The sequence below is a fragment of the Nocardia vinacea NBRC 16497 genome (assembly GCF_000308835.1).
Classification (GTDB): Bacteria; Actinomycetota; Actinomycetes; order Mycobacteriales; family Mycobacteriaceae; genus Nocardia; species Nocardia vinacea.
This window is the reverse complement of sequence record NZ_BAGN01000004.1, coordinates 1-23,512: the sequence shown is the minus strand read 5'-3', so window position 1 is coordinate 23,512 and position 23,512 is coordinate 1. Positions and strand designations below refer to the sequence as shown.

The following is a 23,512-nucleotide window of genomic DNA, read 5'->3' as shown; positions in this document are numbered from 1 at the left end:
GACCGCGTCGGCGATACCCCGGGCACGAATTGGCTGCTCGTCGGCTCGGACGGCCGAGCCGGACTCACGGCCGATCAGGAACAGGAACTCGCCACCGGCGGTGAGGTCGGCCCCGAGCGCACCGACACGATCATGCTGGTGCACATTCCGAAATCGGGTGCGACCACGCTGGTCAGCCTGCCGCGCGACTCGTATGTGAGCATTCCGGGCCACGGCAAGGACAAACTCAACGCCGCCTTCGCCTTCGGCGGCGCACCGCTGCTGGTGCAAACCGTCGAAACCGCGACCGGCGTGCACATCGATCACTACGCGCAGATCGGCTTCGGCGGCTTCGCCGGCATCGTCGACACCCTCGGCGGCATCGACGTCTGCGTACCCAAGGCCATCGACGATCCGCTCGCGGGCATCAATCTGGCTGCCGGCTGCCAAACCCTGGACGGTCCGCAGGCATTGGGTTTCGTCCGCAGCCGGGCGACCGCGCTCGCGGATATCGACCGGATGAACAACCAGCGCCTGTTCATGGCCGCCCTGCTGAAGAAGGCGACCAGCGCGGGCACGCTGACCAATCCGTTCACGTTGTGGCCGCTTGCCAGCGATACCGCGAAATCGCTGAAGGTCGATAAGGGCGATCACATCTGGAATCTCGGCCAGCTCGGCTGGGCGATGCGCGGCGATACCGTGGCGACCACCGTCCCGATCGGCGGCTTCACCGATACCGATAGCGGAAATGTATTGCTGTGGGATAAGCAACGTGCGGGTCAATTCTTCGACGACCTCGCGAAGGACCAACCGATCCCGGACGATCTGCTGACGAGGTAGCGTCGGGCCTATGCCCGATACCGATGCCGACGAACCGTTCCCGGACCTCCTGCGCGACCAGATCCGTCGTGGCTTCACCGCCTCACAGCAGTATCTGGCGGCGGCGGTCTACTTCGATTCGAATCGCCTGCCGCAGTTGGCCAGGCACAGCTACGGCAAATCCGCCGAGCACCGCTCGCACGCACTGCGCATGGTGCAGTACCTGCTCGACCGCAATCTACAAGTGCAGGTCGGCGGCCTCGACGACGTGCGATCCACCTTCGAATCTCCGCGCGGCGCCGTCGTTTTCCTGCTGGAATCCGAGCGCGCCCGCAATGCGCAGATCACCGAATTGGCCGGCACCGCGCGGGCCTCCGGCGACTACCTCGGCGAGCAATTCATCCAGTGGTTCCTCAAGGAGCAGGTGGAGGACGTCGCCGGGATGACCACCCTGCTGACCGTCATCGACCGTGCCGCGGGCGATCTGTTCGATGTCGAGGACTTCATCTCGCGCGAGCTCCGCACCACACCGCGCGCCGATATTTCCGCCCCGAGAATGGCTGGTGCAGCCAAGAATTAATTAGGCAATACTAGCCTCAATAAGGCTGCACTTGGATGACACGCGGCGTGACCAGCGCTAATGTCGCAACTATGTCCAGCCATCCGGAGTCCCCACGCAGCAAATTTCACGGTCTGCTCCACGATCAGATCCGGCATGAATTCAATGCCGAGCATCAATACATCGCGATCGCGGTGTGGTTCGACAATGCGGATCTGCCGCAGCTGGCCAAGCGTTTCTATGCCCAGGCGGTCGAAGAGCGCAATCACGCGATGATGATCGTGCAGTACTTCCTGGACCGGGATATCAGTGTCGAGCTCTCCGGCATCGACGCCGCGAAATCGCATTTCGAGAATGCACGCGAACCGATCGCGCTGGCGCTCGCGCAGGAAAAGAACGTCACCGACCAGATCATCCAGTTGGCGAGCACCGCCCGCGAAGAAGGCGATTACCTGGGTGAGCAGTTCATGCAGTGGTTCCTGAAGGAGCAGGTGGAGGAGGTCGCGAATATGACGACCCTGCTCACCATCGCCGATCGTGCCGGGTCGAACCTGTTCGACCTGGAGGATTTCGTCGCTCGTGAAATGAGTGGTCCGAGCGATGCTTCCGGCGCCCCGTCCACTGCGGGCGGCAGCATCTAATTCACGATTCCTATAACGGAATCAGGGCCGGCTCGTCGCGACGAGCCGGCCCTGTCGACTTTATGCAGCGCTCAAGGAGCTGAGCAGCGTCTTGAGCAGCGCCAGAATGGCTTCCATGATGGTCCTACTTTCCTCATCTTTCGGTGAGACTTCGCTCACCACCACCAGCTTTCGGTGATGCAGAGAACCTAACCGAGGGTTGATTAGAAAGGAGGGTGTTTCACAAAATTCTCCGTGATTTTTTTGAAATCACCGCAGGGTGACCTGACGCGATCGCAGCCCATCACGAGAACGGCGCTCGTCCGCCGAGAGTGCAGTGTCGTCGGCCAGCGCCGCCGCCAGGCGTTCCCCGAATTCGATCGCCGGTTTGGTCCACTCGCTGGCATGCAGTTCCGGATCCAGGTCGAACACCGGCACCAGCAAGCCGTGTGTGCGGAACGAGCCCGCGAACCGGGAGCCATCGCCGAGATGCAGTCCGCCCGATGCATGCAGCCGAGCGAGCGCCAGCATCAGATCGTCCTCGTTCTCCGGACGCACCCAGCGCAGATGCGCCTTATCACCGGCATCGACCCACCAGCCCGCGCCGATCGCATCGGGGCCGAGATCCAGTCGCGCGGACGGCATTATCGCCTGCTTGGCCTGTTCGATGGTCGCGGCGACCTGCGGATCGGGCTGCACGCCCTCGGGTACCCACCAGTCGAAGTCCTGGTGCACGGTCAGTTCCAGCTGTGCGTCCGCATCGATCACATCGGCCAATCGCGGTCCGCCCTCAGCACTCTCGGCCGCGGTCAGCGATTCACCCGGTTCGGCGGACTGTGTCCACAGGATGGCCGCGGCGATATCGGCGGCCGGATCCGAACCCTGGAATTGCACCTGCGTGGCGACATATCCGGTCGGCGGCTCGCCCGCCCGCACCAATCCGGCCACCGCGCCCGGCAATACCGTGGCCAGCACGACGGAACGCTCCGCGGCGATATCGGACGACAGCGGCAGCGTCGCGGTCGCCGATGGCACGAATTCGCGCAGCGCGACCAGATCGCACTCCGCGGCCAATCCTTCGAACGGACGCGCACCGGACTGCGCTGCCTGCAGTTCCAGGGCCGCGCGCCGCTCGGCGAGACGCTGGGCCCGGTTCCCTCCGGGCTTCGGACTATTGCGCTTGCTTTTACCCACGGCAGGTCAAACTACAGTGGCTCTGTTTGATTTGCCGCGCCTGGCGGCGCGGCGTGTTCGCGGCTCGCTCGTAAGACTCGCTCCGTCGTGGTTGCCCGTGCAGGTCGTCAGCCTCGGATATGCGCTCGCCCAGATTCGACTCAGGCAGCCGCGAGCAGTGCCTTCGTTCGGGCCGGGTGGTTGGTGGCCACCCAGCTGACGCCCAGGTCGGCGCACAAGCGCACATCGTCGGGATCGTCCACCGTCCAGCAGTAGGTGGCGCGGCCCGCGGCGGCGGCCTTGTCGACGAGGTCCGGATGTTCGCGCAGGGTTTTCACCGAGGGACCGACGGCGGTCGCACCGACCGTGGTCGCGGCGCTGCCGCCCAGGTAGCGCGATGATTCACCGAGCAGGACCGTCGGCAGCAGCGGTGCGGAACGGCGGATCCGCCAGACCGCGGTGGCCGCGAAAGACATGACGACCGCTCGGGAGTGATCGGCGGAGGCGGGGGTGGCGATGCCGAAGCGCTGGAGTTCGGCGAGCAGCTTGTTTTCCACCAGCGCGCCGTAGCGCACCGGATGTTTGGTCTCGATGAACAGCTTGGTCGGCCTACTGCGCCAATCGAGTACCAGCTCGATCAGTTCGCTGAGGGTGAGTACCGATGCGGGTGCGCCGTCGGCCCCGAAGTCGAGTCCCGCGAGTTCGTCCAGGGTCATTTCGCTGACCAGTCCGGTGCCCGACGAGGTCCGGTCGACGGTGCGGTCGTGCACGCAGACCAGATGTCCGTCCCTGGTCAGCCGGACATCACACTCCACGCCATCGGCGCCCTCTTGCAGCGCTAGTTCATACGCGGCGAGCGTATGTTCCGGGCGCGCCGCCGACGATCCCCGGTGCGCGACGACGAATGGTGCGCGACTGCCCTGGCTCACTTGGCCAAAACCTCCTCGTGCTCACGGTGCGGTGTAATTGTTTCGAGCGCGACGGGCTGCTTCGCCGCGCCGCCACCCGGCTGCACCGGTTCGATGACGGGTACCGCCGGATCGACGGCGATCACCCACCGGCGCGCAATCCTGCTGCGGCCGAACAGATCCCGGCCCGCCATCGACCGCTGCACCCAGAGGGTCAGCACCGCGACCCCGGCCGCGACCAGATCGGTGAACGCGGTGAACAGCACACCGTCCGCCTTGGCCTGCAGGGTATCCGCGGTTCGCCACAGCAGTGCCGCCACCGTGCAGCCCGCGCCGAGCACCCAGCCCACCCACCAGATGCGCACGGCCCGCAGCGCCCGCGGATCCGGACGCACGGCGACCGTCTCGGTGAGAAATACACCGGGCCACAACAGATTCACCACCGGTATCAGACAGCCGAGTGCGAGCGTCCGGACCAAGCGCGGATCACGGCGGCCGACCGTGGCGAAGGCGGCCCGACGCGTTTCGATCAACCAGCCGAGCATCGCGATCGCGGTGATCAACCCGAGCGCGAGGCCGACCAATGCGGAAAGCCACACCATGGCATCGGAGATGTGCAGCAACCACGACGGAATCAGCCGGGTGCGGTTGCGCAGCAGAACCAGATAGCGCCCGAGTTCGGCGCAGGCGGCGATCGCGAAAACGGCCGAGGTCGCGATGAGTAGCGCACCGGCCCTATTGGTCAGCCGGTCCAGCGGCCGTTGTGGCGCAGACGCGGACTCGACCGGCGGATCCAGTAGGCCCCAGCGCGGAATCTGCTGGTAGCGCGGCGTTTCCACGGACGGCCGCGGCCGCCCGGAGCTCAACTTGCGGGTGCGCTGATCGGGACGGCGGGCCACCCAGCGGTAGTTTCGCCGCTCGGCGGGGGCGTCGATGGGCGCCGGTGACAACAGCACGCCACGGCAGCGCGGGCACCAGTGCATCGGCGTCGTCTGCACGGCCCAGCGCGCGCCGCAGCGCGCACAAGGTTGCACCACCGTACTCACGGTGTCTCCCTTGCGGCATGCCCGGGCCCTCCGTGGTTACGCAGGCTGCCGCCTCCGGGCCTGACGTTCATGCCGGGTGCCCCTCTCTTGCCTCAGTAGATCTTCGCCTGGTGATCGCCATCCGCAACCAGTGGTCGACCCACCCGCTGCCATGCCACCATGCCACCGCTGACATTGACCGCGTCGTATCCGATATGCGCCAGGTACTTGACCACCTCGATGGAGCGGCCGCCCTGGCGGCAGATCACATACAGCTGGGCGTCGTAGTCCAGCTCGTCGACGCGGGCGGGCACATCGGCCATCGGAATGTGGATCGCGCCCGGCGCATGTCCGAGCTGCCACTCGTCGTCTTCGCGCACGTCGAGCAGAATCGCCGCTGGGGCGTCCGCCGCGACACGCTCGGTCTTGTCGAATTCGTCCGGTACGGCTTCCACCGGCACCGACGACACTTCGGGGCTCGTCACGCTTCGATCCTGCCATGGGTGGCGCATCACGGGGGAGTTCCGGCCCCGCTGTGCCGGTGACCCACAGGCACTTCACGGCCTCGACATCGGCACGTTACCTCGGGTATGTTCTGTGCTTCTGGATCCTGTCCGATGCCCCGCTCCGGGGCCGCTTGTGCATATCTCGGTAGAAGTTATCCACATAATCCACAACTTGATCCACAGGGCACAGCTACCGAACAGCACACCATTCGCGGACTCCGACTATCGAGTAGCTGTCGATCTACAGGGGCTGATGCGCCGGAGCCCGGTTCGAACTGGCGATCCCGAGAGATTGCTGGAGCGAGGTCGCGGTACGAACGACCGATCCGAGACTCCCCTCCTTGCCATCCCGGAGCGGTCATTCGCCGCTGCTTCGGGATCTGAGGCTGTGCAGGTCCCGATATCTACTTGGACGCCGCTGATCGCCGATCGGTTCCCCAAAAAAAACCAGAACACCAGCGAATAATTGAAATACCGGGTTCCCGCAGGTGCTGTCGGTAGCCTGGATGCATGAACGTGAGCAGGGGGCTACTCGACGGAATGGAAACGACAGCACTCAACACAGCACTCTCCGAGGCCACATGCCTAGGCGTGGAGGTCGATACCGCAAACGCACAACTGAGCCTCGACCTGGAGGTATTGACGCTTCCGGCCGAGGGCCCCGCACCCGAGGACCATCGCGTGAAGTTGACATTCACCGGTGTCAGTCGAGTCGCGGCCTCATTGCGCATTCAGGAGTGGGACGACGTGGCGGCCAGGGTGCTGCCGCTACAGCTGGACAAACTGGACGCGGCCATTCGCAGCTTCGGCGGCGGCCGACTGCACGGCTGGGAATTCATCGATGTGGACGACAGTGGCTGGGTGCACTGGAGTGAACTGCTCAGCTTCGACACTCAGATCGACTCGCACGACGCCACCCACGTCATCGAGTTCTCCCAGGAGGAGGGCATCGACCCGCGCGAACTCGATGTGCGGGTGTGGTTCGACGACATGACGATTCACGACGCCAAGGGCGCCGCAATCCCGCTGAAGGAATTCATCGCGGGCGGGGTGCGCTGGTGGAAGGCGCATGACGCGGGCGATCCGCGGACCATGCGCGCCGGAATCGTGCCGCAGCTGTAGCGCACCTCGAACCGCACACCCGGTCACCGGGTGTGCGGTTGCGTTTCAGGCACCCAAACCGACCGGACAGCTGACGCCGGTGGCGTGCACCGGGCAGTAGCCGCCGGGATTCTTGGCCAGATACTGCTGGTGGTAGCTCTCGGCGTAGAAGAACTCGGGCAGCGCCCGCAGCGGATCCGTGCCGCCCTGTCCGGGCAGTTCGGTGATCTCCGTGGTGATCTCGCCGTAGCCCGCGGCAGCGAGCCGCTCACCGAAGGTCTGCGCGGTGCTGTGCGCGAGCCGCGCCTGCGCCGCGTCGACGGTGAAGAGCGCCGAGCGGTACTGGGTGCCGCGATCGTTGCCCTGCCGCATGCCCTGGGTCGGATCATGGTTCTCCCAGAACCGGCGCAGCACATCGGCGTATTCGATGACGTTCGGATCGAAGACGATCAGCACCGCCTCGGTATGGCCGGTGCGCCCACTACAGACCTCTTCGTAGGTCGGGTTCCGGGTATAGCCCCCGATGTACCCGACCGCGGTCGTGAAGACACCGTCGAGTTGCCAGAAGTCCTTTTCCGCGCCCCAGAAACAACCCATGGCCACCACCGCGACCTGCAGACCTTCCGGAAACGGCGGATAGATCGGCCGGCCGTTCACATAATGGGTATCCGAGACCGGTATCGGGTCGGGACGACCGGACAGCGCTTGCTCCGGTGTCACCATCACCGGCTCGGGAAGACGGAGCCGTCCGACTAGTTCGTCGTACCAGGACATGGTGCTCATCCGCCTCTCCGCGTATTCAGGCCATACGAGTCGAGTGCCACGTGGCCTGGTCTCAGGTCCTGCGTGAGGTGCCTAGTTGACTTCGGGCGTACCCGGCGAGTTACCCATGTATTTATGAAATCAGTCGTTCCGTCGAGCGTCCAGCGCGCGGACCGGGAATTTGCGGGACGGAATGTGGGGGCAAGGAGCGCGGTTGCAAACGAGCGGGTGTACGAATGATGGTTGAGTGTGCTCGAGACGAGGGCACACACGGCCCAGACATTAGGAAGGGACATCGTGGCTGAGTACACGTTGCCAGATCTGGATTACGACTACAGCGCCCTGGAGCCCCATATCTCCGGGCAGATCAACGAGATTCATCATTCCAAGCACCACGCTGCCTATGTCGCCGGCGTCAACACCGCGCTGGAGAAGCTCGAGGCCGCACGCGAGGCGGGCGACCACGGCGCGATCTTCCTGAACGAAAAGAACCTGGCCTTCCATCTGGGCGGCCACGTCAACCACTCGATCTGGTGGAAGAACCTCTCCCCCAACGGTGGTGACAAGCCGGTCGGCGAGCTGGCCGCCGCGATCGACGACCAGTTCGGTTCGTTCGACAAGTTCCGCGCGCAGTTCACCGCCGCGGCCAACGGCCTGCAGGGCTCCGGCTGGGCGGTGCTCGGCTATGACACCCTCGGCCAGAAGCTGCTGACCTTCCAGCTCTACGACCAGCAGGCCAACGTGCCGCTGGGCATCATCCCGCTGCTGCAGGTCGACATGTGGGAGCACGCCTTCTACCTGCAGTACAAGAACGTCAAGGCGGACTACGTGACCGCGTTCTGGAACGTCGTCAACTGGGAGGACGTGCAGGAGCGCTTCGCGCGTGCCGTCGGCCAGGCCAAGGGCCTCATCTTCGGCTGAGCTTTTCCCGCCCGCGAGCCCGCGAACCGACCGGTTCGCGGGCTCGTTGCGTTCGTTCGTGTCCGATTAGCACTCTTTGGTACTTGTGTGCCAACTGAGTTTTGGCGCATCCTCGAGAATCCACAGTTCGAGGACGGGCAAAGCCGCCCCCGGTTCGATCACGGGAGGCATCATGCATACGAACGGACCCATCGGCATCACGCCGTTCCAGGCCCGCGGATCACTGCGGGGGTTCGTCATCTCCGGACGTTGGCCCGACACCACCAAGGAATGGGCGCAGGTACTCGTACTCGCCGTGCGGGTGGCCTCATATCCGGGATTGCTGACCACCTCGACGGTCTTCGGTGTGCGCGAGGAGCTACCGGACGATCCGGCACCTGGCACCGTCGGGCTCGTCCTCGCCGAGGGACCGGTGCTCGGTGACCAGGCGCTGGAACCCGGCCGGTTCGCCGATCATGTGCCGCCGGCGCTGTTGATGTTGCATCCGCCCTCGGAGACCCGGCCATCGCTGCCGGAATGCGTCGGCGTGGCATCGGGTTGTGTGCTCCTGCCCGGCGTTCCACATCTGGGGTTGGAGCATCGGGCAGCGTGGGCGGAGGCCGAATCCGATGGCACCGTCACCTCTTTGGTGAGCCGGGTCGGACTGGATCCGATCAGCGACCCCGATACCGCGGTTCTGGCCATGCTCCTGGCCGCCTGAACCACTCTTCCTAGCCAGTGCCCACCTCGCACCTTGTGCGAGGTGATCCTGCTGCGCCGAGCGAGCCGCCGCAATCGGACGGCACCTGATTGCCAAGGGCTAGCTCACTTCTGGATAAGCGCGTGCTGCCGGATCTGTCAGGACACCCGAAATTCGACGGTTGGATCACCAAACTTATTGTGCGCATTGCGATTTCGATTACAACGGCTTGGCGTGAGCATGGCTGCGGGGGTACAGTCGATGACAGCGAAGGGGAGTAGCCCGCAATCGCGCTGTCGACATACTGGTCCGCCGCCTCACGAGGGCGCGGACCCGGCCGCGTGAACCGGCGTAGATCCGGTGGGCGAGACCTTCGGCCTAGACAACCATTTCGTTGTCGGCCGGAGGCGTACCCGATCTCCCGGCCGGCAGGCCGGAGCCCGGGAGTGCAGACCACATGATCGCGACGATATTGCTCAGCGTCGGAATCGTCTTTCTCGCCGAGTTGGGTGACAAGTCCCAGCTGATGGCGTTGACGTTCGCGCTGCGCTACCGCTGGTGGGTGGTGCTCGGCGGCATTGCGACCGCGAGTGCGGCGGTGCATCTGATCTCGGTCGGTGTCGGCTATTTCCTCGGTGCCGCGCTGCCCACCCGGGCAATCGCACTGGTCGCCGCGCTCACCTTCCTGGCCGTCGGCCTGTGGACCCTGCGCGAACATTTCGGCAGCGATGATGCCGAGGCCGAACCCAAGCCGCCGCGTTCGACGACCGCACCGTTCTTCGTGGTCCTCTCGGCCTTCCTGCTCGCCGAACTCGGCGACCGGACCATGTTCGCCACTGCGGCCCTGGCCACCGACAACAGCTGGATCGGCGTCTGGATCGGCTCCACCATCGGCATGGTCGCCGCGGACGCCCTCGCCATCGCCGCGGGCATCCTGGTCGGCAAGCATCTCCCAGAACATGTCATCGGTATCGGCTCCGGCCTGCTGTTCGTCTACTTCGGCACCGCGAGCCTGCTCGCCGCGGCCGTCCCCGACCTCGGCATACTCACCGGCGGCGCATTCGCCACCCTCGCCCCGGCCACAGCGGGCATTGCCCTGCTGATTCGGTCGCGGCGCACCCGGCGCAATTCGGAACCCATTGCGGTAGCCGAACCCGCCGAAGAGATGCACTGACCGGTCACTCTCTGCACGCCGCTACTCAGTCTCAGGCCGTTGCCAGCCAGCCTTCGTAGACATCCGGGCTAGCGGTCTCCACTCGGCGGCTTGCCCTTGGCCATCATCGGCCCGAGTTGCACACTCGCCGAGCGCAGCAAGTGGGCCACGCGCGGACCGTCTTCTGCCTGTTGCCGCTCAGGCCCGCACTTCCGACTGACGCAGCATTGCCTCGCCGTACAGATCACCACTGCGGCGCACCAGGTCCAGTAGGGGATCCCGGAGGGCGCGGAGGCCGGCGAGGTCGTCGACGGCTATGCGGGCGGTGACCATGGCGCTGACGGCGGCGGCGAGGGTTTGGCAGGCGAAGCGCTGTTGGTCGGTGCGGGCGTCGAGTACGTCGGCGATCATGGCGACGAATGATTCCTGCAATTGGGCGCGGCGGGCGACCGCCTTCGAACCCACCGCATAGACCTCGACGAGGTAGAGGCGGGCGTATGCGGGTTCGGCGATCAGTCCGTCGAAGTACGCCTCGAGGATGCGGCCCATCCGATCCGGATCGGCCGGGTCGGCGGCATCCCGCGCATCGCCGCTGATCGCATTCGCGATATTCGCGATCAGTAGTTCGACGGCCCGCTCGTAGGCGGCCTCGAAACAATCCTCTTTGGAACGGAATTGCTCGTAGAAGGTCTCCCGCGAAACCCCGGCCCGCTTCAGGATGACAGCGACCGAGGTCCCGACGTATCCGTTCTCGACCATGGCCTCGGCCATCGCGCTCAGGATTCGCTCGCGCTGCGAGGCGATCACCTCCTCCCTCGGCAGGCCGTGTCGCCCCCGCGGGAGTTGGCGTGCGCTGCTTGCGGATTCGGTCATTCAGTGGCTCCGAGGGTCGGGCGGGCGGTATCCGGCCACGCCGGTCGCTCCATCTTGCGGGGTCGGGCCGGTTGGTCGGTGGTGAAGGGTGCCTCTTCGGTGCGCGCGATCTCCAACGCCCGCGCCACCCCGCGCCGCAGCGCGATATCGATGACCCGCTGGGCGATCGGCCGGAACGGCAGCGCCACCGCCACCCACCACGGCGATACCACCTGACGTTTGCGCCGGGCGATGGCACGCTCGACCGCATCGATCGCGGGACCGAGTGGTGCGACTCCCGACACCGTGGACCGGCCGAGAATGGCCCGCGCTGCGGCGGTGCCGAAGCCACGGGCGGTCATATCGGTATCGAGTTCGGCGAAATACGCGACCCCGACCTTCGCACCGGTGTGCCTGACCTCGTGTCGCAACGTATTACCGAGCGCCTCCACCCCGGCCTTCGATGCGCTGTATGCCCCGACCAACGGCAGATTTACAGCGGCCGCCAGCGACGAGATGACCAGCGCATACCCGTCCGGATGACAGATGTGCGGTCCGGCGGCGCGCAGCGTGTAGTAGACGCCGAGCACATTGACCGCCAGCGTCTCCTCCATGACCGCCGGATCCCCGCCGAGCAGCGCCAATTGTTTGGCAATCCCGGCATTGGCCACCACCACATCCAGCCCGCCGAGTTCGGTGACCAGCGTGCTCACCACCCGCTCCACCTGCCGGTGATCGGCGATATCGCAATAGCGCCACGGCGCGTCCCCGCATTCGTGCGCCACCTCCGCGAGCAGATCCGCCTCCAGCCCGAGCAGCGCTACTTTCGCCCCTTTCGCGTGCAACTGCCGCGCGAGCGCGGCGCCGATACCGCGCGCCGCGCCGGTGATCAGAATCCGGCGCCCGGCGACGGACGCGGCGGAAAACAGGTGCCCACCCGTCACCCGGCCACCACCCTTCATCGAATCGCCTCGCGATGCTGCATAGCTGCGACGATACCAGCCGCGAACATATATGTTCGCAAATAATTTTCTGTTTATCCGACAGTGGTATGTAGGGCTGACATGGGGTGCGAGGGAGCCGTGATCGGCCTCTCGTACTGCACCGGTTAGGGTGCAATTGACGAAGGGCCAACTGGCTGTCACGAACGAGAGGACCATCGTGGAGATTTCGGGTTCCGCCGCCATCATCACCGGAGGCGCATCCGGCCTCGGCGCCGCCACTGCCAAGCGTTTCGCCGATCTGGGCGCAACCGTCTTCGGACTCGACGTACCCCAATCCATCGAACGCGCCGGGGATAACGTGCCCGACGGCGTCACCCTCATCCCCGCCGACGTCACCAGCAACGACGAGGTTGCCGCTGCCGTCGCGCAGGTCGTCGAATCCGGTGCGCCGCTGCGCATCGTGGTGAACTGCGCCGGTGTCGGCTGGGCCGGACGCATCCTGTCCAAGAACGGCCCGCACGATCTGGAGCTGTTCCGCACCGTCATCACCGTCAACCTGCTCGGCACCTTCAATGTGATGCGCCTGGCCGCCGACGCGATCGCCAAGACCGACACCGTCGACGAATACGGCCAGCGCGGCGTGATCATCAATACCGCCTCGGTCGCCGCATTCGAGGGCCAGATCGGCCAGATCGCGTACTCGGCCTCCAAGGGTGGCGTGCACGGCATGACCGTCCCGGCCGCGCGTGACCTGGCCCAGTTCGGCATCCGTGTGAACACCATCGCCCCCGGCATCATCGACACCCCGATGCTCGCCGGTGTCACCGAGGAGTACCGCAAGGGCCTCGAGGCCGGTGTGCCGTTCCCGTCGCGCCTGGGCCGTCCGGACGAGTACGCGCAGCTGTCGCAGTACATCGTCGAGCACGACTACCTCAACGGCGAGACCATCCGCATGGACGGCGCCCTGCGCATGGCTCCCCGCTAAGAGTCTGCGCTCGTCCGCCTCGGATATCGAGGCATAGCAGTTGGGTGCCACGATCGTTGGTCGTAAAGGCAGCGGTCGGGCACCCATTCGGCTTTCTGTTTCCGTCTGCTGTCAGGGGGTCGGTTTGTGGCCGATGCCGAGGAATGCCGTGGTGGACAGGGGCTTGTTCGGGCGGTAGTTGACGGCGAGGTAGGCGCGCATCAGGGCGACGCGTTCGGCCCACACCTGCTCCCCGACGGTGCGGCGCATCAGCAGCAGCGGGGCGCTGCTGCGCACCATGGTCTCCCACATCTCGTCGGAGTCGGCGAAACCGACCGTGCTGGTGTGGCGTTGGATGCTCACCCCGGCGAAGCCGGCGGTGCGCATCTCGGTCGCGAAGACCTCCGGATTTTCCAGATTGAGGAAGTTGGGTTGGGGTTCGGAGATGGTCGGATCGGCGGCGGCGAAGGCGCCGAACATCATTCGCATGAGCGACGATTCGGCCACCGGCGCCCAACTCGACACCACGACGGTGGCACCGGGACGCAGTACCCGGAACAATTCTGCGAAGCCCTTGGCCCGATCCGGGAAGAACATCAGCCCGAACATCGAGAAACCGGCATCGAAGCTGTCGTCATCGAACGGCAGGGCCTGCCCGTCCCCGACCCGCGTTTCGATATTGGTCAGCCCAGCTGTGCGAGCATCCTCGGTGAGTCGCTGGATCATCGGCTCGGAGAAGTCGATGGCCGATACCCGCGCCACCCGCTCGGCGGCGGGCAGACTCAGCGTGCCGGGCCCCGCCGCGACATCGACGATCTGTGATTGCGCCGAAAGGCCGGCCAGTTCTAGTGCGCGAGCAGAGAAGGGCGCCATGATCGCGGGGCCGAATTCGGCATATCCGTCGGCAACGAGATCCCACGGTTCGGCGGCGGCAAGCGGGTTACCAGGCATCAGCTGACGATCCTTTCGACCGTCCAAGGCTAACCGGGCAGTGCCCCCGGAACCTACCAACTCCGGCCGATCTCGCTGTGCGCCAAGCAGATCAGATCTTGCGTTCGAAGGTGATCAGGTGATGGCCCGGTCCGTTGTAATCACGCACCGGTCCGGCGACGGTGAAGCCCAGATGCCGGTGGAAGCCGATCGACGCGTCATTGCCGGGCGAGGTGATCGCCTTCACGATGTGCCGGTCATTCGCCCTGGCGATCGCGAAGAACCGCTCGTACAGCTCGCGCGCGAGGCCACTCTTGCGGGACTGCGGATCGACGCCGACGAAGTGGATGTAGGCCTCATCGGACTCCGACGGCGACAGGAAGCCGATCAGGAATCCGGCCAGCCATTCGGTCGGTTCCCGCCATCCGGCACCGGGCACCTCGGCGACCAGGCTGGTTCGGTAGAAATGATCGAGGAACAACCTGGGCAGGTGCGGTAACACCGAGCGTCCCCACCAGTCATCGATGACGGTGGCGATGGCGTCGTAGTCATCGGCACGTGCGGCCCGGATGACCGGCCCGTTCGCATTCGGCACGTTAGCTAGCCCGCCTCCCCGCATATTCAAGCCAGATCAAGTGCCACGATAGTCGCGTTGGCGCCCAGCGGTGAATCGGTACAGGGCTCAGCCCGTTGTCTTATCCGACGCCCTTGCGGGCGTCGCAGACCTGGTGAGCGGCTCACACAGGTTGGAACCTATGTGAGCCGCTCACTGGTTATGTGTCCCCCATTCTTGGCAGGTCGACCTTCAGAGCGTGCGGGTCAGGCGCTCAGTGAGGATCTGAGCGAAGCGGGCCGGATCCTTGAGTTCGCCGCCCTCGGCGAGAACCGCTGTGCCGTAGAGCAATTCGGCGGTCTCGGTGAGTTCGGGAACCTTGCCCGCGTCGGCGTCGTCGCGGCGGGTGTCGTAGGCGTCGCGCAGACCGGTGACCAGCGGGTGGGTCGGGTTGAGCTCGAGGATCCGCTTGGACTCCGGCACCAGCTGACCGGAGGCGCGGTACATGCGCTCCAGCATCGGGGTGAAGTCGAAAACATCACCGACGAGGCAGGCAGGCGAGGTGGTGAGCCGGTTGGTCAGGCGCACCTCCTTGACGTTGTCCAGGGTCTTGCCGAGCCAGCCGAGCACTTCGGCGAAGTCCTTGTCCTGCTGTTCGCGCAGCGATTCGGTGGCCTTCTTCTCCTCCTCGGTCTCCAGATCGACCTCGCCCTTGGCGATGGACTGCAACGGCTTACCGTCGAATTCGGTTACCGAACCGACCCACATTTCGTCGACCGGATCGGTCAGGATCAGCACCTCGCGGCCCTTGGCCTTGAAGGCCTCCATATGCGGGGAGCTTTCGACCTGCTGACGGGTCTCGCCGGTCATGTAGTAGATGGCGTCCTGGCCGTCCTGCATCCGCTCGACGTAGGCGGCGAGGGAGGTCAGCTCCTCCTCGGAGTTGGTCGAGGCGAACGAGGAGACCTGCAGCAGCGTCTCGCGGTTGTCGAAGTCCGACAGCAGGCCCTCCTTGAGGACGCGCCCGAACTCCTTCCAGAACGTCTGGTATTTCTCCTGATCCTCCGCGCCCTGCAGTTCCTTGACCGTCGAGAGCACCTTCTTCACCAGGCGCTTGCGGATCATCTGGATCTGCCGGTCCTGCTGCAGGATTTCCCGGGAGACATTCAGCGACAGATCCTGCGCGTCCACCACACCCTTGACGAAACGCAGGTATTCCGGCATGAGCTCTTCGCAGTTGTCCATGATGAACACCCGCTTGACGTAGAGCTGCACACCGCGCTTGTGCTCGCGGGTGAACAGGTCGAAGGGTGCGTGCGACGGAATGAACAGCAGTGCTTGGTACTCGAAGGTGCCCTCGGCCTTCATCGGGATGATCTCCAGCGGATCGTCCCAGCCGTGGCTGACGTGCTTGTAGAACTCCTTGTACTCCTCGTCGCTGACCTCGCTCTTCGGGCGGGTCCACAGCGCCTTCATGGAGTTGAGGGTCTGCTCCTCGAGAATCGTCTTCTCGGTCTTCTCCTCACCCTCCCCCTCGGTGACGGTCCGCTCGACCTGCATGCGGATCGGCCAGGCGATGAAGTCCGAGTACTTCTTGACGATCTCGCGGAGCTTCCACTCCAGGGTGTAGTCGAAGAGGTGGTCGTCCTCGTCCGGGGTCTTGAGATGCAGCGAGACGGCGGTGCCCTGCGGGGCCTCGTCGAGGGTTTCGATGGTGTAGGTCGAGCTGCCCGCGGCCGACTCCCAGCGGGTGCCCTCGGTCTCGCCGGCCTTGCGTGTGGTCAGGGTGACCTTGTCGGCGACCATGAAGGTCGAATAGAAGCCGATGCCGAACTGGCCGATCAGCTCCTCGGCGGCCGCCTCGGATTTCGCCTCGTTCAGTTTCTTGCGCAGCTCCGCGGTGCCGGATTTAGCCAGGGTGCCGATCAGATCGACCACCTCGGCGCGGGACATGCCGATGCCGTTATCCCTGACGGTCAGGATCCGGTTGTCCTTGTCGACCTCCAGCTCGATATGTAGATCGGCGGTGTCGACGTGCAGATCCTTATCGCGGAAGGACTCCAGCCGCAGCTTGTCCAGCGCGTCGGAGGCGTTCGAGATCAGCTCCCGCAGGAACGTGTCCTTGTTGGAGTAGACCGAATGGATCATCAGCTCGAGCAGCTGATGGGTTTCTGCCTGGAACTCGAGTTGTTCGACGTGCTCTGTCACGTCGCGATGGTACCGCTGCGCCTATCCGACATCCGCTGACATCTGCCCGAAGTCGGCCAAGCCGGGCACCTCGATGTCGGCGCGGTGGGGATCATCCGCCCGTGTGGGCCGCGGATGCATCCATTCGCGCAGCACCATCGTGGCCCGCACATCGTCCTCGTTGTACTCGAGTAGCCGGGTGCGCTGACTCAGCTCGGGTTCGCCTTCGTAGCCGACGGCCAGCCGATACCAGCTCATCGACGCCTCGCCGCCCGCCTCGGGATCGCGCCAGGAGAACCCGGCCACCGGCGCGATCTTCTTGAGCCCCTTGCCATTCGGGCAGATGAATTGATCGGAGACGGCCTGGAACATATCCACCCACTGCGGTCCGTCGACGAAGGCACGCACCTGATCGACCGTCGGCACCCCGGGCTTACCAGCGAACCGCCGCGCCGATTCGTAGAGCCATTTGTCCTCGGCGGTACGCGAATAGCAGTAGGCGGCGAAGGTTTTCCCGGCCGCGACGGCCTCGGCGCGCACCGTCATCAGCCAGGTCCAGAATTCGCCGAAGGAGCGGCCCTCATCTTCGGTGGGCAGCGGATCCCAGGTGACGAACGGGCGGTACACGCCGTCGAGCAGCGTGCCCCACAGATACGCGCCGTACTCCTGGAAGCTCTCCAGATCGACATCCACCTCGACATCGGCCCGGCGCACCCAGACCCGCTCGACCCGCCGCACCAGCGGCGCGCCCGCGAGCCAGGCGCGGGCGGTCACCACGGCCTCGTCGAACGGGCCGTGCTGCCAGTCCTCCGGATCGTCGCCGACCCAGGCGGCCAGATCGTCGATGGTTTCGACGCCGTGTCCGCGCAGCACCTCCGCGCGGGAACCGGGCGCGACCAGGCTCACATCCCGGTGCTCGGTCAGCCAGCCCTCGCAGCTCTGACCCGCGACCTGCGCCTCATCGGCGGGCGCCTTGCGCGTCCACCACGGGCACTGGCGGCATTCGGGCACCTTCGACGGAACCGTCGGCAATTCTCCGCGTACCACCGCGATTCGATCGGCATAGCGCCGGTCGTAGTCGGCGAGCAGCGGGCCGAGATCGTGCACCAGGATGCGGTCGAAGTGGTAGCCGATCACGCCGCCGACCAGCGCCGGACTGGCCAGACCGTGCCGCTGCAGCATGCGGTACAGATGCGCGAGCCGCTGTTGATCGCGGGGCTGCTGGCGCAGTTTGCGATGCGGATCCGGTTGCGGATCCCAGTGATACGGATCCGAGGTGGTCGGGTGGAAATCGGCCGGTTCGGGCTGGCGCGGGTCGGTGACCTTGTGATTGACCACGATGACCGGGATATAGCCGCCACGATCGCGGTCACGCAGCAGGATCTCCGAACCACCACGGCGGCCGGTATCCGGTTCCTGCGGCAGCAGTCCGCCCCAGATGTGTTGTGTGCCTTCGGCACACGCGCGCAGCGTGGCCGCGGCCCGCTCCCCCGCGCGCAGCGTCGGATCGATCACCACCCAGTTGTCCGGATCGGCGGCGATCAGCGCCTCACGCACCCGGGTGCGATGCGCGGTCGCGGCCTCCCGGCGCTGACGGACCCCGGCATCCTCGATCACCCCGGTAAGCAGGTTCGGATGCGCGGCATTCAAATGCAATCGGTGCCGACACCCGATCAATGCTCTGGCATCGACGAATGCGGTCGGCTCGGCGGGCATCGACGCAGTACTCACCTCGGCCTGCCGCTCGTCGGCTACGCCTTCGTGATTGCGACCGTCGCGGTCACCGCTGCCCGAATACACATACGCAGTATGGTCCAGACCCCTGACAACTCTGCGAACCGCATGACAGACCTACTGCGGGGACTGGTGAATCGGTAGCAGGGGGCACCGAATGGTCCGCTATCAACCCGACCCGCTCGGACCGGGTCCGCAGAGCGACGTTCGCGGCCGGTCTCACGGCCGAGTCGTCGAAGCGCATGCACCGCACGCGCGAGGCTCGACGGCACCGCGAGCGACTGCGTGCAGGTCGCGAAAGGGTCGGCGGCGAGACGCCAGGGAGGCGAACACCCAGCGCCGTAGGCGCGGCAATATGACACAGGCTAGGGTACTTGCGACACGTGTGACATGGGCGGACGAGCGTTCCCCGACGTCGTACTGCCAATTGCGAACGAGCATCACGGAGGGCCTTCGATGGGGTTGTTCACGAAGCGCAAACGGCGGCCGAGCCGCAGGGCCGAGGCGAAGGCCCTCAAGCACAAAGCCGCCATGGAGGCGAAACTCGGCGCCAAGAACGACCGCAAGGCCCGGCGCGCGGAGGCCCGCACCCAGAGCAAGGTCGCCAAGGCGCAGATCGCCGCACTGCAGGCCGAGGAGAAGGCCGCGCTGAAGGTGGCCGCCAAGGCCGAGCGGGATCCGTTCACTGCGAGCCAGGTCCGCAAGTACCTCGGTGTCGCCCGGGTGCTGGTGCCCGTACTCGCACCGCTGGCCTACCGCGCCGCGACCTACATCCGCGGCCGGATCGATACCCGTCGGGCGCATCAGCTCGGCATCGGTGTCGAACAGCTCGGTGATTTCAGCGGCCACGGCGGTCGGCTGCAGGCGCGGATCTCCAATACCGAAGTGGCCCTTGACAAGATCGGCACGCAGTCCGGCGACAAGGCGAGCAAGGGCGAGACCCAGAAATTCGTTGCCGCCACCCAGGATCGACTCGGCAATCTGACCGCCGCGATTCGGACCGCGGAGCAGATGCCCGCACCGCGTCGTCGCGCCGTACACGCGTCGATCTCGAGCGAGCTGTCCGGTATCGAGGCGGACGTCTTGGCGCGCCTCGGCGTCAGCTGATCCATCCGATGTCTCCCGGCCAGCCCTCCGGCAGCCCGCGTGGCTGTCTGGTCGGCGGCATGGTCGGTGCGCTCGCCATCGCCGCACACGGTGCGGCGGGTGGCGGATTTCCGGATTCGGCCGAATCCGCACTGCTGCTGCTTGTTTCGGCGTTGGCAGGTTGGGCTGCGGGACGGCTGCATCGGGGCGCCGTCGGGCATCGGGCCGTGCTCGGTCCGCTCGCGCTCGGACAGCTCGCCGGACATGCGGTGCTATCCGGGCTGATCGACCACACTCATAGCCACACCGCCGTACCACAACTCGACCCATACCTGCCCACGGGCTGGATGTTGTTGGCGCACTTGATCGCAACGTTCGGCTGCGTCGCACTGATCCTTTTGGCCGAGCGGCTCTATGCGTTGGCGTCCAGCGTCGTTCGCGCGGTTTCCACAGCGGGATCACCGCTCGCGGTCACCCGCCCGGTCCGCTGGTCCGATTCGATTCTCCGGCACTACCGCTTTCATCCGAACGGCGCGATCGGTCCGCGCGCGCCACCGGTGTCGGCCTGACCCGCCACACCCAGACCCCTTCGGACAGAAAGCACTTCTCTCATGCGTACGCAGATCACGCGCGCCTGCACGGCGGTCGCCGCCGCCGGTTTCGTTCTCCTCGCGGGCGGCACCGCCTCCGCACACGTCACAGCCGACGCACCCGGTGCGACGCAGGGCGATTACTCGGTGATCACCTTCAAGGTTCCGACCGAATCGGAGACCGCGAACACCACGGCACTCACCGTCGCGCTGCCCAACCTCAAGAGCGCCCGCACCGAACCAATCCCGGGTTGGAGCTCCAAGGTCGACCGCAATGACAAGGCCGAGGCCACCTCGGTCACCTGGACCGCCGATCCCGGCACGCCCGGTGTCCGTCCCGGCCAGTTCCAGCGCTTCGTCCTCTCGGTCGGCCCGCTGCCGAGCCAGGACGAGGTCACCTTCCCGGCCACCCAGACCTATAGCGACGGCAAGGTCGTCAAGTGGGATCAGCCGATGGGCTCGGACGGTTCCGAACCCGAGCATCCGGCACCGACGCTGACCCTCGCGGCGGCCACCGGCGACGGCCATGGCGACCACCACGTCGGCAGTTCGGCCGCAGCCGAGAAGGCGAAGGACACCGACAACACCGCGCGCTGGCTCGGCGGCATCGGACTCGCGCTCGGCCTGCTCGGCGTAGCGCTCGGTCTCGGCAATGTGATCCGCGGACGCCGGGCATGACCGGCATCGCCATCCGTCGCTTGGTCGCCGGGCTGGTCGCCGGCCTGCTCTTGCTGAGCATGGGCGCGCTCGCAGCCGCGACGGCGTCGGCCCATTCGACGCCGGTCAGTAGTGTGCCCGGCGACGGCGCGAGCATCGAAACCGGTCCGGAGCGGGTGAGCATCACCTTCAACGAGCCGCTGCAGGAAAGCTTTCCGGCACTCACCGTGGTGGGTCCGGACGGGAATCTGTGGTCCAAGGGCGATCCGAAGGTGGACGGCCCGACCGTGAGTGTCGCGGTCGGCGAACTCGGCCCGACCGGCGTCTACAAGATCGGGTACCGGGTCACCTCCGCAGACGGTCATCCGGTCAAGGGCGAGCGGACCTTCACCCTCACCAAAGCGGGCAACGGGACCCCGGGCCCGAAGGCCGACAGCCAGCACAACTCCGGCGGCAGCGATGATTCCGGCGGAATTCCGCTGTGGGTCTTCATCATCGGCGCGATCGTCCTGTTCGGCGGTGGTCTGGCATTCGCCCTGTTCGGCGGCAGGAGCCGCAAATCGCAACGGTGAGAAGAGCACACGGGTGAACAAGGTGCAGCGGACGACCGGCGGCGGAAATGCGCAAGCGCTGCTGCTGGTCGGCCCGGCCGGGCTGCTGGGGGTGGCGCTCGCGCTGATCCTGGCCGTCCCGGCCCCCGCACAGACCGAGAGCGTCATCCGGGTGCTCGCGGACTGCACCGGGGCCACCGTGCTCGGGCTGGCCGCACTGCCCCGACTGCACGATCGGCTCCGGCCGCCGTGGCGGGTGCTCGCGGTACTGGCCGGGATCTGGTGTGTCACCGAATTCATAGTGCTCGTCTTCGAGGCGGCCGCCGTCGTCGGTGTACCCATCGGCAAGCTCAGCGCTGGGCAGTTCGGCAATTTCCTGGTCGAGATCAGCGCCGGTCAGGTCGGTATCGCGGTACTGATCGGCAGCGGTGCGGTCGCCTGCTATTCCGCGATGGCGTTCCGGCGACCGCAGACCGCGTCGGCCGATCTGGTGCTGGTCTTCACCGCAGTGGCGCTCGCGCTGCGGCCGATCACCGGACACATGTCGCAGCAGCCGTTCGGCTCGGTGCTCGCGGCGGTGCACGCGCTGGCGGCAGCGTCCTGGTTCGGACTGCTGGTCGCGCTGGCGCTGGTGGTGCGCACCCGCGGTGAGTGGGCGGTGACGCTGCCCCGGTATTCGGCGGTCGCGCTGCCGCTGGTCGGCATCGTCACGGTCACCGGCCTGGTCAACGGGTTGGTGCGGGTCGGCGGGATCGCCCCCTTCGTGACGACCGGCTACGGCCGCATTCTGCTGGCGAAAACCCTTGTGCTGGTTGGATTACTAGCGCTGGGCTGGTGGTGGCGACGGACCTGGGTACCGCAGGCGACGGGACATCGAATGCCCGCCGAATCCTCATTGCGTCGGGCGATCATCGAGGTGGCGGTGATGGCGGTGGCCTTCGGACTGGCGGCGACCCTGGCGGTCACCGCTTGACGCTTGCAAATGCAAGCACCCGCTGCCGGGCCGATAGCAACCCGTTACAGTTGTGCCATGACCGAGGTGAAGATCATCGAAGACTGTGCGGCTTCGGCCGAAACAGCCTTCGCGTATGTCAACGACTACCGGAATCTGTCGCGTTTCATCACCGAGGTCCAGGACTTCACACCGATCACCGAGCAGGTCGAGGGTGTCGGCGCGACTTTCGACGGCACCATCAAACTCGGTCCCGCCGCGCTGCATTCGCGCCTGCAGGTCGTGCGGTGGGAGGAGAACTACGCCATCGCGGTGAAGTCGATCAAGGGTTTCGAGATCGAGTCGACCTTCCTGTTCCACGCCAAGGGCACCGATAGCTGCACGGTCGACGCGATCGTCGACTACCGCGTGCCGGGCGGGATCGCGGGCAAGGTGCTCGGCAAGACCATCGAGCCGTTCGTGAAGCTCGCCGTCAAACACTCCACGCACAACCTGACCACCCAGATCGCCGAATTCCACGCCAGCAGGCAGAGCTAGCCGGAACTTGTCCGGCCCGGTCCGGCCGGAGCATGCTGTGCACTATGGCTGACCGCACGACACCGACTCTTCCGCAGCGCATCGCCTACATCTGCGGGCGCACGCTGCCGGCGTCGATGTCGGCGTGGGTGCTCGAGGATCTCACCGGCCCCGGTGCGGCACGGCGCTACCTGATGCGCTTCCTCATTCCGATGATTCCGGTACTGAGCCTGTTCCTGCTGGTACCCGGACCGAAATGGATGGGCCTGGCAATGATGGCCCTGCTGTATCTGCCGCTGATCTATTTCACCGCGGCGCTGATGTACGTGTATCGCCGGGCGCGTCTGGTCAAGCACGGCCTCGATCCGGCACTGGCCGACTCCGCGTCCAGGAAGCGCGCGCAGACCGAGCGGCTGGCCTATGAACGCCGCCACGGGCGCGCCTGAATTCGGCTGCCGAATATTCGCCGAACCTGGCGGTGGCCCATCTCACAGGCATAGCCTGAATACATGAAGCGCCCCACGATCGGCCAACGGATCGCCTACGATCTCGGCCGCGAGCTCCCCGAGGAGCTGCACGAGTGGGTCATCCACGACCTCGTCGGGCACGGGGCCATGGAACGCTACCTCGTCCGCTTCCTCGTACCGTTCATCCCGTTCTTCGCGCTGTGGTTGCTGTTCCCCGGCCCGATGGGGTTGAAGATCGGCATGATCGTCATGATGATCGTGCCGNTGATCCTGTTCACGGTGTCGCTGAGTTTACGTCTGGCGTCGGTTCCGGCTGGCCCAGCA

27 protein-coding genes are annotated in these 23,512 nt (G+C 65.8%); 16 read left to right on the top strand and 11 right to left on the bottom strand.

What is annotated here, in order from left to right; translation table 11 throughout:
* The 3 genes from ON44_RS00405 to ON44_RS00395 all read left to right on the top strand — a co-directional run.
* Positions 1–819: LCP family protein (locus tag ON44_RS00405; protein ID WP_040685727.1), on the top strand; the 819-nt coding region annotated here is incomplete at its 5' end.
* 10 nt (positions 820–829) lie between these two features.
* Complete coding sequence (locus ON44_RS00400; protein ID WP_040685726.1) at positions 830–1,378, top strand: ferritin; 549 nt, start codon at positions 830–832, stop codon at positions 1,376–1,378.
* A gap of 71 nt (positions 1,379–1,449) precedes the next feature.
* Positions 1,450–1,998: a ferritin gene (locus ON44_RS00395; RefSeq protein ID WP_040685725.1), complete on the top strand. Its 549-nt coding sequence runs from the start codon at positions 1,450–1,452 to the stop codon at positions 1,996–1,998.
* 249 nt (positions 1,999–2,247) lie between these two features.
* Here the strand turns inward: ON44_RS00395 and ON44_RS00390 are convergent, their stop codons facing one another.
* The 4 genes from ON44_RS00390 to ON44_RS00375 all read right to left on the bottom strand — a co-directional run bounded on the left by ON44_RS00390 (position 2,248) and on the right by ON44_RS00375 (position 5,568).
* Positions 2,248–3,171: a DUF5926 family protein gene (locus ON44_RS00390; protein WP_040685724.1), complete on the bottom strand. Its 924-nt coding sequence runs from the start codon at positions 3,169–3,171 to the stop codon at positions 2,248–2,250.
* 140 nt (positions 3,172–3,311) lie between these two features.
* Positions 3,312–4,079, bottom strand: a complete 768-nt coding sequence (locus ON44_RS00385) for a glycerophosphodiester phosphodiesterase (protein ID WP_040685723.1) — start codon at positions 4,077–4,079, stop codon at positions 3,312–3,314.
* Positions 4,076–5,104, bottom strand: a complete 1,029-nt coding sequence (locus tag ON44_RS00380; RefSeq protein ID WP_040685722.1) for a DUF4328 domain-containing protein — start codon at positions 5,102–5,104, stop codon at positions 4,076–4,078. The genes ON44_RS00385 and ON44_RS00380 overlap by 4 nt, the downstream gene beginning before the upstream one ends.
* 92 nt (positions 5,105–5,196) lie before the next feature.
* Positions 5,197–5,568, bottom strand: coding sequence for a rhodanese-like domain-containing protein (locus tag ON44_RS00375; RefSeq protein WP_040685721.1), 372 nt, complete (start codon positions 5,566–5,568; stop codon positions 5,197–5,199).
* A gap of 531 nt (positions 5,569–6,099) precedes the next feature.
* Between ON44_RS00375 and ON44_RS00370 the strand changes: the two genes are divergently transcribed.
* Entirely contained in the window at positions 6,100–6,711 is a 612-nt protein-coding gene (locus ON44_RS00370; RefSeq protein ID WP_040685720.1) for a hypothetical protein, read from the top strand.
* 45 nt (positions 6,712–6,756) lie between these two features.
* Here the strand turns inward: ON44_RS00370 and msrA are convergent, their stop codons facing one another.
* The gene (gene msrA, locus ON44_RS00365; RefSeq protein WP_040685735.1) at positions 6,757–7,464 is read right to left on the bottom strand and encodes a peptide-methionine (S)-S-oxide reductase MsrA; all 708 of its coding nucleotides are present in this window, start codon (positions 7,462–7,464) and stop codon (positions 6,757–6,759) included.
* A 285-nt stretch (positions 7,465–7,749) separates the two neighbouring features.
* On the opposite strand from msrA, the gene ON44_RS00360 reads away from it, so the two are divergent.
* The 3 genes from ON44_RS00360 (at position 7,750) to ON44_RS00350 (ending at position 10,226) form a co-directional block, all read left to right on the top strand.
* The gene (locus ON44_RS00360; protein ID WP_040685719.1) at positions 7,750–8,373 is read left to right on the top strand and encodes a superoxide dismutase; all 624 of its coding nucleotides are present in this window, start codon (positions 7,750–7,752) and stop codon (positions 8,371–8,373) included.
* A gap of 172 nt (positions 8,374–8,545) precedes the next feature.
* The gene (locus ON44_RS00355) at positions 8,546–9,073 is read left to right on the top strand and encodes a hypothetical protein (protein WP_040685718.1); all 528 of its coding nucleotides are present in this window, start codon (positions 8,546–8,548) and stop codon (positions 9,071–9,073) included.
* A 436-nt stretch (positions 9,074–9,509) separates the two neighbouring features.
* Positions 9,510–10,226, top strand: a complete 717-nt coding sequence (locus tag ON44_RS00350; protein WP_040685717.1) for a TMEM165/GDT1 family protein — start codon at positions 9,510–9,512, stop codon at positions 10,224–10,226.
* Positions 10,227–10,403: 177 nt separating this feature from the next.
* Here the strand turns inward: ON44_RS00350 and ON44_RS00345 are convergent, their stop codons facing one another.
* Together ON44_RS00345 and ON44_RS00340 are read right to left on the bottom strand one after the other, a co-directional pair.
* Positions 10,404–11,078, bottom strand: a complete 675-nt coding sequence (locus ON44_RS00345; RefSeq protein ID WP_040685716.1) for a TetR/AcrR family transcriptional regulator — start codon at positions 11,076–11,078, stop codon at positions 10,404–10,406.
* Positions 11,075–12,019, bottom strand: a complete 945-nt coding sequence (locus ON44_RS00340) for an SDR family NAD(P)-dependent oxidoreductase (protein ID WP_051181223.1) — start codon at positions 12,017–12,019, stop codon at positions 11,075–11,077. The genes ON44_RS00345 and ON44_RS00340 overlap by 4 nt, the downstream gene beginning before the upstream one ends.
* Before the next feature lie 199 nt (positions 12,020–12,218).
* On the opposite strand from ON44_RS00340, the gene ON44_RS00335 reads away from it, so the two are divergent.
* Positions 12,219–12,986: an SDR family NAD(P)-dependent oxidoreductase gene (locus ON44_RS00335; RefSeq protein ID WP_040685733.1), complete on the top strand. Its 768-nt coding sequence runs from the start codon at positions 12,219–12,221 to the stop codon at positions 12,984–12,986.
* 111 nt (positions 12,987–13,097) lie between these two features.
* Here ON44_RS00335 and ON44_RS00330 read toward each other — a convergent pair whose 3' ends face one another.
* The 4 genes from ON44_RS00330 to ON44_RS00315 form a co-directional block, all read right to left on the bottom strand.
* Positions 13,098–13,916 carry a class I SAM-dependent methyltransferase gene (locus ON44_RS00330; protein ID WP_040685715.1) on the bottom strand — a complete coding sequence of 273 codons (819 nt, stop codon included), beginning with the start codon at positions 13,914–13,916 and terminating at the stop codon, positions 13,098–13,100.
* Positions 13,917–14,007: 91 nt separating this feature from the next.
* The gene (locus ON44_RS00325; RefSeq protein ID WP_040685714.1) at positions 14,008–14,490 is read right to left on the bottom strand and encodes a GNAT family N-acetyltransferase; all 483 of its coding nucleotides are present in this window, start codon (positions 14,488–14,490) and stop codon (positions 14,008–14,010) included.
* Between the two features lie 210 nt (positions 14,491–14,700).
* Positions 14,701–16,656, bottom strand: a complete 1,956-nt coding sequence (htpG, locus tag ON44_RS00320; RefSeq protein WP_040685713.1) for a molecular chaperone HtpG — start codon at positions 16,654–16,656, stop codon at positions 14,701–14,703.
* Between the two features lie 21 nt (positions 16,657–16,677).
* On the bottom strand, positions 16,678–18,435 hold the full coding sequence (locus ON44_RS00315) for a TM0106 family RecB-like putative nuclease (protein WP_373283112.1): 1,758 nt from the start codon (positions 18,433–18,435) through the stop codon (positions 16,678–16,680).
* 390 nt (positions 18,436–18,825) lie between these two features.
* Here ON44_RS00315 and ON44_RS00310 point away from each other — a divergent pair, with 390 nt between their 5' ends.
* The 8 genes from ON44_RS00310 to ON44_RS00275 all read left to right on the top strand — a co-directional run.
* Positions 18,826–19,476 (top strand): DUF6474 family protein, encoded by a 651-nt coding sequence (locus ON44_RS00310; RefSeq protein WP_040685712.1) that lies wholly within the window; start codon positions 18,826–18,828, stop codon positions 19,474–19,476.
* Between the two features lie 8 nt (positions 19,477–19,484).
* Positions 19,485–20,024 carry a hypothetical protein gene (locus ON44_RS00305; protein WP_157186999.1) on the top strand — a complete coding sequence of 180 codons (540 nt, stop codon included), beginning with the start codon at positions 19,485–19,487 and terminating at the stop codon, positions 20,022–20,024.
* Positions 20,025–20,066: 42 nt separating this feature from the next.
* Positions 20,067–20,723 carry a YcnI family copper-binding membrane protein gene (locus ON44_RS00300; protein ID WP_040685711.1) on the top strand — a complete coding sequence of 219 codons (657 nt, stop codon included), beginning with the start codon at positions 20,067–20,069 and terminating at the stop codon, positions 20,721–20,723.
* Positions 20,720–21,274, top strand: coding sequence for a copper resistance CopC family protein (locus ON44_RS00295; RefSeq protein WP_051181211.1), 555 nt, complete (start codon positions 20,720–20,722; stop codon positions 21,272–21,274). Before ON44_RS00300 ends, ON44_RS00295 begins: the two co-directional genes overlap by 4 nt.
* 22 nt (positions 21,275–21,296) lie before the next feature.
* Positions 21,297–22,226, top strand: coding sequence for a CopD family protein (locus tag ON44_RS00290; protein WP_051181232.1), 930 nt, complete (start codon positions 21,297–21,299; stop codon positions 22,224–22,226).
* Between the two features lie 57 nt (positions 22,227–22,283).
* Positions 22,284–22,742, top strand: a complete 459-nt coding sequence (locus tag ON44_RS00285) for an SRPBCC family protein (protein ID WP_051181207.1) — start codon at positions 22,284–22,286, stop codon at positions 22,740–22,742.
* 44 nt (positions 22,743–22,786) lie between these two features.
* Positions 22,787–23,167, top strand: a complete 381-nt coding sequence (locus ON44_RS00280; RefSeq protein WP_040685710.1) for a DUF5313 family protein — start codon at positions 22,787–22,789, stop codon at positions 23,165–23,167.
* Positions 23,168–23,230: 63 nt separating this feature from the next.
* Positions 23,231–23,512: DUF5313 family protein (locus ON44_RS00275; RefSeq protein WP_245566948.1), on the top strand; the 282-nt coding region annotated here is incomplete at its 3' end.